The 7616-nt window shown below is 71.8% G+C and carries 8 protein-coding genes; all 8 read left to right on the top strand.

What is annotated here, in order from left to right; genetic code table 11:
- Positions 1 to 713: Ig-like domain-containing protein (locus tag A4X16_RS18100; protein WP_231880354.1), on the top strand; the 713-nt coding region annotated here is incomplete at its 5' end.
- Between the two features lie 53 nt (positions 714 to 766).
- Entirely contained in the window at positions 767 to 2104 is a 1338-nt protein-coding gene (locus tag A4X16_RS12190; protein ID WP_082914440.1) for an aminotransferase class V-fold PLP-dependent enzyme, read from the top strand.
- A complete protein-coding gene (gene sufU, locus A4X16_RS12185) occupies positions 2101 to 2535 on the top strand; it encodes a Fe-S cluster assembly sulfur transfer protein SufU (RefSeq protein ID WP_067120923.1) in 435 nt (144 codons plus the stop codon). Before A4X16_RS12190 ends, sufU begins: the two co-directional genes overlap by 4 nt.
- Positions 2536 to 2611: 76 nt before the next feature.
- On the top strand, positions 2612 to 3550 hold the full coding sequence (locus A4X16_RS17515) for a GNAT family N-acetyltransferase (RefSeq protein WP_082914439.1): 939 nt from the start codon (positions 2612 to 2614) through the stop codon (positions 3548 to 3550).
- A gap of 52 nt (positions 3551 to 3602) precedes the next feature.
- Positions 3603 to 4244 (top strand): NADPH-dependent F420 reductase, encoded by a 642-nt coding sequence (locus A4X16_RS12175; RefSeq protein ID WP_067120921.1) that lies wholly within the window; start codon positions 3603 to 3605, stop codon positions 4242 to 4244.
- Between the two features lie 138 nt (positions 4245 to 4382).
- Entirely contained in the window at positions 4383 to 5000 is a 618-nt protein-coding gene (locus A4X16_RS12170) for a GntR family transcriptional regulator (RefSeq protein ID WP_231880353.1), read from the top strand.
- A gap of 101 nt (positions 5001 to 5101) precedes the next feature.
- Complete coding sequence (locus A4X16_RS12165; RefSeq protein ID WP_197491833.1) at positions 5102 to 5311, top strand: heavy-metal-associated domain-containing protein; 210 nt, start codon at positions 5102 to 5104, stop codon at positions 5309 to 5311.
- A 7-nt stretch (positions 5312 to 5318) separates the two neighbouring features.
- Positions 5319 to 7553: a heavy metal translocating P-type ATPase gene (locus tag A4X16_RS12160; RefSeq protein WP_067120915.1), complete on the top strand. Its 2235-nt coding sequence runs from the start codon at positions 5319 to 5321 to the stop codon at positions 7551 to 7553.
- Positions 7554 to 7616: the final 63 nt, after the last annotated feature.

Here is a 7616-nt window from a genome sequence, read left to right as displayed (position 1 = left end):
GAACCGACGCCTCCGACGACGAGGCGTCCCGACGCGAGCCGAACCCCGCGCAGGACGTGCCGGGTGTCGTCGCTCCGCCCAGCGCTCCGCCCGTGCAGCCGTCGGTCACGCCTCAGGCGACGCCGACGCCCACGCCCACGCCTCCCCCCGCGACCACCCGGCCGGTGACGGTCTCGTGGATCCTGCCGGACCCCGCCCTGGTGCCGACGCCGATCACGGGAACGGGCACACCTCAGGGCGACGTGATCGTCCTCGACGAGGTCGGCCGCACCGTCGCCACCGCCGAGGTGGGGGAGGACGGTCGGTTCTCCGTACTGCCCGATCCCGACGCGCTGCACCAGGGGATGTCGGTCTCGATCCGACACATCGCGCCGACGGGCGAGGTGACCGCGAGCGCGGCGGTGGGTCCCGTCGTCTTCGCGACGCCCTCACTCGCCGGCGGGCTCCCGGAGCGCTTCGTCAGCCGCACGGACGCCGACGGCGACGGCGAGGAGGACGACGTCGAACTGGCGATCGAGGGCGTGGCCGGAGCATCCGTCTCGATGTCCCTCGGCCGCGCCGGCGAAGGACGGATCGTGCTCGACGACGGCATCGGCGTCGTGCGGATGCTCGATGTGAGCCCGGGTCTGCGGATCCTGGACCTCCGCTACATCGACCAGGACTCCGGTGCGCAGGGCCTCGTCGTCTCGGAGCCGCTCATCGTGAGGCCGTGACGCCCGCGGCGCCCGGCGCGCCGGACCGTCGCTCCAGGTGAGAAGCTAGAAGGATGAGTTCTTCGAGCGCAGCCCAGGCGACCGCCCGTCCGAGCGACGGCCCGGCGGGGGATCGCGCGTTGAGCGAAGCCGAGGTCCTGAGGCTCCGCGCGGACTTCCCGATCCTGCAGACCGAGGTGAACGGGCATCCGCTGTCCTATCTCGACTCGGGTGCGACGTCGCAGCGTCCCTTCGCCGTGCTCGACGCGGAGCGCTCGTTCGCGTCGACGCTCAACGCGGCCGTCCACCGCGGCGCCCACACGCTGGCCGCCGAGGCGACGGAGGTCTTCGAGGACGCCCGCGCCGCGGTCGCACGCTTCATCGGCGCGGACGAGGGCGAGATCGTGTGGACGTCGAATGCGACGGAGGCGATCAACCTCGTCGCGTACTCGCTGTCGAACGCGTCCCTGGGGCGCGGGGGCGCGCCGGCGGAGCGCCTGCGCCTCGGCGCGGGCGACGAGATCGTCACCACGGAGATGGAACATCACGCCAACCTCATCCCATGGCAGGAGCTCGCGGCTCGCACGGGAGCCACCCTGCGCGTGATCCCCCTCGACGACGACGGCGCCCTGCGTCTCGACGTCGCCGCCGACCTCATCGGGCCGCGCACCCGGCTGATCGCGGTCACGCACGTGTCGAACGTCCTCGGAGTCGTGAATCCCGTCGAGGCGATCGTGGGCCTGGCGCGCGCGGCGGGCGCTCTCGTGCTGCTCGACGCGTGCCAGTCGGCGCCCCACCTGCCGCTCGACGTCCGCGCGCTCGACGTGGACTTCGCGGTGCTCTCCGGGCACAAGATGCTCGGCCCGACGGGGATCGGCGCGCTCTACGGCCGTCGTGAGCTGCTCGAGGCGATGCCGCCCTTCCTGACCGGCGGATCGATGATCACGACCGTCACCACGACCGAGGCGGAGTACCTGCCCCCGCCCCAGCGCTTCGAAGCGGGCACCCAGCGGGTCTCGCAGGCCGTCGCGCTCGCCGCCGCCGTCGACTACCTGACCGCGGTCGGGATGCCGCGCATCGCCGCGCACGAGGCGGCGCTCGGCCGTCGTCTGGTGGACGGCCTGCAGGGCGTCGACGGGGTGCGGGTGCTCGGCGCCGGGATCGACCTGCCGCGCGTGGGGCTGGCGAGCGTCGACGTGGAGGGCATCCACTCGCATGACCTCGGGCAGTTCCTCGACGACCGCGGCATCGCGGTGCGCGTCGGCCACCACTGCGCCCAGCCGCTGCATCGACGTCTCGGCGTCACCTCGTCGACACGGGCGAGCACCTATCTCTACACGACCGAGGCGGAGGTCGACGCCCTCATCGAGGGCGTCTCGGCCGCCATCGACTTCTTCCGGAGGGGCGCATGAGCGATCTGCAGAACCTGTACCAGGAGCTCATCCTCGACCACTCCCGCACTCCGCACGGCTTCGGTCTCCGCCCGGAGATCGTGGCGCAGTCGCACCAGGTGAATCCGACGTGCGGCGACGAGGTCACCCTGCAGGTGCACCGCGCCGAGGACGGCACGATCGAGGCGATCGCGTGGGAGGGGCACGGATGCGCGATCTCGCAGGCGTCGGCATCGCTGCTGGCCGAGCTCGCCGAGGGACTCACGGTCGAGGAGCTCGAGGTCAGGATCGACGTGTTCCGGGAGGCGATGCGCTCCCGCGGCAGGATCGAGCCCGACGAGGAGCTGCTGGGCGATGTCGCGGCGCTCGGCGGGGTGTCCCGCTACGTCGCCCGCGTGAAGTGCGCCATGCTCGCCTGGGTCGCGGCAGAGGACGCCCTGCACAAGGGCTGATCCGATCGCGCGCCCGGGCCCCGGCTGCGGCGGGTACCGCGACGCGGGATCGGCGCGGAGCGGGCAGGATGGACGCATGCCCGTTCGACTGTCGCCGCTCGCCGAGGATCGCTTCGACTCGTGGCGGGAGGCGACGCGCGCACGTCTCATCGCGCTGCGGCAGGAATCGGGGATGCTGATGGGCGACGAGGCCGTCGCCCAGACCGATGCCGTGCTCGACCTGCTGCTCGCGGACGGCTTCGCGACCGAGACCTCGACCATCCTGGCGATCAGCGACGGCGACGACGAGATCGGCACGATCTGGCTCGCGGCGAACGACGGCATCCTGTTCGTCATCGATCTCTCCGTGACGCGCATGCCAGAGCCCCGTCAGTACGACGAGCTGCTCGAGGCGCTCGTCGCGTCGGCGCGGGACCACGGTGCCGATCGACTGAGCGTCTCGCTCTACACGCCCGACGCCGAGGGCCGGGCGTTCGTCGACGGGCGAGGGTTCACGTGCGCGTCGATCCAGATGCTCCTCGCCCCGCTGCCCGAGCGCGACGAGGAGTCCCGGCTCGTCGTCGAGCCGATGACCGCGGAGCGGTTCCCCGCCTTCGCCGCGGCCTCCGAGGCGGCGTTCGCCGAGGATCTCGTGGCCTCGGGGAGATACACCGCCGACGATGCCCGCGCCGAGTCGCAACGCCAGATGGCGCTCGAGCTCCCCGACGGCGTCGACTCGCCCGGGCAGCAGCTCTTCACGGCGTCGGTCGACGGCGCCGAGGTCGGCATCCTCTGGCTCGGCGTGCGGACGCGCGCCGGGAGTCCGCACGTGTTCATCCTCGACATCGAGGTGGGTCCGGACCACCGTCGGCGCGGCTACGGCAGGGGGATCATGCTCGCGGCCGAGCGCGAGGCGCGGCGGCTGGGGGCGGATTCGATCGGGCTGCACGTGTTCGGGTTCAACGCCGGCGCGATCCGCCTGTACGAGGGACTCGGCTTCCGTCGCACCGAGGAGCGCTTCCTGCTCTCCCTGTGACGCGGCGTGACATCAGGGGGAATAGGCACGGTGGTCGCGTGTTGACGCCAGCATGACAACTCTCGGAATCATCGGTGCAGGACACATCGGCAGCCAGGTCGCTCGTGTGGCGATCGCGAACGGCTATGACGTGGTGATCGCCAACTCGCGCGGGCCCGAGACGCTCGCCGACCTCGTGGCGGAGCTCGGACCGCGAGCGTCGGCGGCGACGGCGGCCGACGCCGCGGCTGCAGGGGACGCGGTCGTCGTCACGGTGCCCCTGGGCAGGATCGACGAGCTCCCCGTCGAGCAGCTCGCGGGGAAGATCGTGCTCGACACGAACAACTACTACTTCGAGCGCGACGGGCACATCGAGGCTCTCGACAAGGGCGAGACCACGACCTCGGAGCTGCTGCAGAAGGTGCTCCCGACCTCGCGGATCGCCAAGGCGTTCAACCACATCTTCGCGGCGGACATCACCACCGACGGCTCTCCGGCGGGCACCCCCGACCGCAGGGCCCTCGCCACGGCCGGCGACGACGCCGAGGCGGTCGAGTTCGTCACCCGGTTCTACGACCAGGCCGGATTCGACACCGTCAACGTCGGGCCCCTGAGCGAATCGTGGCGCGTCGAGCGCGACCGCCCCGCGTACGTGGTGCGGCAGAACGCCGCCGAGCTCGAGGAGAACCTCGCGATCGCGAACCGGCTCCCGTGATCGCGCCGAGGGGTGCGGATGCCGCTGACCCCGATGCATGCGGGGCGGTGGGATACCAAACTTGTCGTGACAGGCGCCGGATGAGAGAATCCCGATATGGCGGGGGTGGGGACTGCCGGCGAACTCGAGTCGGTGAGGGTGACGCGCATTCTGCGTGACGACATCATCCTCGGCCGCCGCGCGCCCGGGTCGCGCCTGGTCGAGCGCGACATCGCCGCCGAGCTGAACGTCTCCCGGCTCCCCGTGCGCGAGGCGATCCGCACGCTGGTCGGTGAGGGAGTGGTCGTCGCGCGTCCGCGCACCTGGGCCGTCGTCCGGGAGTTCACGCAGCAGGACATCCAGGACTTCGGGGAGGTCCGCGAGGCGATCGAGACCCTGATCTTCGTCTTCGCCGCCGAGCGGCACTCGGCGGACGGCATCGGCCGGCTGCGGGCCGCCTACGAGCGTGAGCACGCGGCCGCCGTCGCAGGCGACGTCGAGGCCGCCCGGATGGCCGCCGGGGAGTTCCATGAGATCTCCGCCGAGCTGGCGGGCAACGAGATGCTCGGTGAGCTGATCGGCGTCTTCGTCACCCGGCTGCGCTGGCTCTTCGGTCAGCACGACGATCTGGTCGCGATGGCCGAGGAGCACCGCGCGATCCTCGAGGCGGTCAGCGAGCGGGACATCGCGACGCTCCGCTGGCTGATCCCCCGACACCTCGCGAGCGGTCAGGCCGCTGCGGCGCGGCGGCTCGCGCGGGCGCCGGGCGCGTTCTGAGATCGGATGCCTGCGGGAATAGTCGCCCCGGGTGTACCGTTGTGATCGAAAGATACCCCTAGGGGGTATCGGAACCGATTGCTCGACTCGAGAGGAACATCATGACCACCACCTCCTACGCCGTCACCGGGATGACCTGCGGGCACTGCGAGGGTGCCGTGCGCTCCGAGGTCGCGAAGCTCCCCGGGGTCTCGAGCATCGAGGTCAGCGCCGCGTCGGGGTCGCTGCTCGTGACCGCGGACGCCGAGATCGACGACGCCGCGGTGTTGGCCGCCGTCGACGAGGCCGGATACAGCGCAGAGCGCGCGTGAGTCGATCATGACGTTGACGGCCACTCCGTACGATCTCGAGATCGAGGGCATGACCTGCGCGTCCTGCGCGGCCCGCATCGAGAAGCGCCTCAACCGCATGGAGGGGGTCTCGGCGTCCGTCAACTACGCCACGGAGAAGGCTCATGTCGAGGTCGCGCCGGGGCTGGATGTCGACGACCTCATCGCCGAGGTCGCGCGCACCGGGTACAGCGCGGCGCTGCCGCGCACGGAGACGCCCGACCGCACCGATCCCGCCTATCGGCTGCTCCGGCTGCGGCTGATCGTCGCGGTCGCCCTCGCCGTCCCCGTCATCGCCCTCGCCATGGCGGAGCCCCTGCAGTTCCCGGGATGGCAGTGGGCGTCGCTGATCCTCGCCACGCCGGTGGTCACCTGGGCCGCATGGCCGTTCCACCGCGCGACGGTGCTCAATGCCCGACACCGGGCGGTCACCATGGACACCCTGATCTCGGTCGGGGTCTCCGCCGCGTACCTGTGGTCCCTGTACGCGCTGTTCTTCGGCACCGCGGGCATGTGGGGCATGACCCATCCGTTCCGGTTCGCGATCGAGCGCGGCGACGGGCTCGGCAGCATCTACCTCGAGGTCGCGGCCGGCGTGACGATGTTCCTCCTCCTCGGGCGGTTCCTCGAGCAGCGGTCGAAGCGACGCGCCGGCGCCGCGCTGCGCGCCCTCGGGCAGCTCGGCGCCAAGGACGTCGCGATCGTGCGGGACGGCAGGGAGGAGCGGGTGCCGCTCGACCGCCTGGTCGTCGGCGACGTGTTCGTCGTCCGCCCGGGAGAGAAGATCGCGACCGACGGCGTGGTGGCGGACGGCGCGTCGGCCGTCGACGCCTCGATGCTCACGGGCGAATCCGTCCCGGTCGAGGTGCGGCCGGGAGACGCGGTGATCGGTGCGACCGTCAACGTGGGCGGTCGGCTGCGGGTGACCGCGACGCGCATCGGCGCGGACACGCAGCTCGCCCGCATGGCCGCGATGGTCGAGGAGGCGCAGTCCGGCAAGGCCGACGCCCAGCGCCTCGCCGACCGGCTCTCCTCGGTCTTCGTGCCCCTCGTCTTCGTCGCCGCCGCCGTCACCCTCGTCGCGTGGCTGCTGGCGGGCGGAGGGACGGCCGCGGCGTTCACGGCAGCCGTCGCGGTGCTGATCATCGCGTGCCCCTGTGCGCTCGGACTCGCCACGCCCATGGCTCTGCTCGTCGGCACGGGTCGCGGAGCGCAGCTCGGGGTGCTGATCAAGGGCCCCGAGGTGCTCGAGTCCACCCGCCGCGTCGACACGATCGTGCTGGACAAGACCGGGACGGTCACCTCGGGACGGATGACCCTGATCGACATCACGCCGGCTGCGGACGAGGATCCGATGGAGGTCCTGCGGCTCGCGGCCGCCGTCGAGGACGCCTCGGAGCACCCCATCGCGCAGGCCGTCGTGCGAGGCGCCACCGAGCGGATCGGCGAGTTGCCGACCGCGACGGATTTCCGGAGCATCCGTGGTCGCGGGGTGACCGGCGTCGTCGACTCCCACGCCGTGATCGCGGGCCGACCCTCGCTCCTCGCGGAGTGGGGGCTGCACCTCGACTCCGCCCTCGCCGCCGCGTTCGAGGCGGCGGAGAACGACGGCCGCACCGCGGTCGCGGTGGCGTGGGACGGTCGCGTCCGCGGCATCCTCGTCGTGGCGGACCAGGTGCGGGCGGGCAGCGCCGAGGCGATCGCCGCCCTGCGAGGCCTCGGCCTCCGTCCTGTTCTGCTCACGGGCGACAACGAGCGCGCCGCACTGCAGGTCGCAGAGGGTGTCGGCATCGACCGCGTGCGAGCGGGAGTCCTGCCCGAGGGCAAGGTCGCCGAGATCGTCGCTCTGCAGGGGGAGGGACGGGTGGTCGCGATGGTGGGCGACGGCGTGAACGACGCCGCGGCTCTCGCGCAAACCGACCTTGGCATCGCCATGGGCTCGGGCACCGATGCGGCGATCGAGGCATCGGACCTGACGCTGGTCCGTGCCGACCTCTGGGGCGCGGTCGACGCCATCCGACTGGCACGCCGGACCCTGGGCACCATCAGGGGGAACCTGTTCTGGGCGCTCGCCTACAACGTCGCGGCCATCCCGCTCGCGGCTCTCGGCCTGCTCAATCCCATGCTCGCGGGCGCCGCGATGGCGTTCTCCAGTGTCTTCGTGGTGCTCAACAGCCTCCGCCTCCGCCGGTTCCGCAGCGCGGCGCCGGCCCTGCGGAGCTAGAAGGCGGCGCCCGGCAGGGATATATTGGCCCTACGGAATCGTTCCGGAAAAGCGTTCTGTTCT

The sequence above is a fragment of the Microbacterium sp. H83 genome (genome assembly GCF_001650405.1).
Lineage (GTDB): Bacteria > Actinomycetota > Actinomycetes > Actinomycetales > Microbacteriaceae > Microbacterium.
Note: the sequence above shows the minus strand (reverse complement) of the source record. Positions and strands in the feature narration are given on the sequence as shown.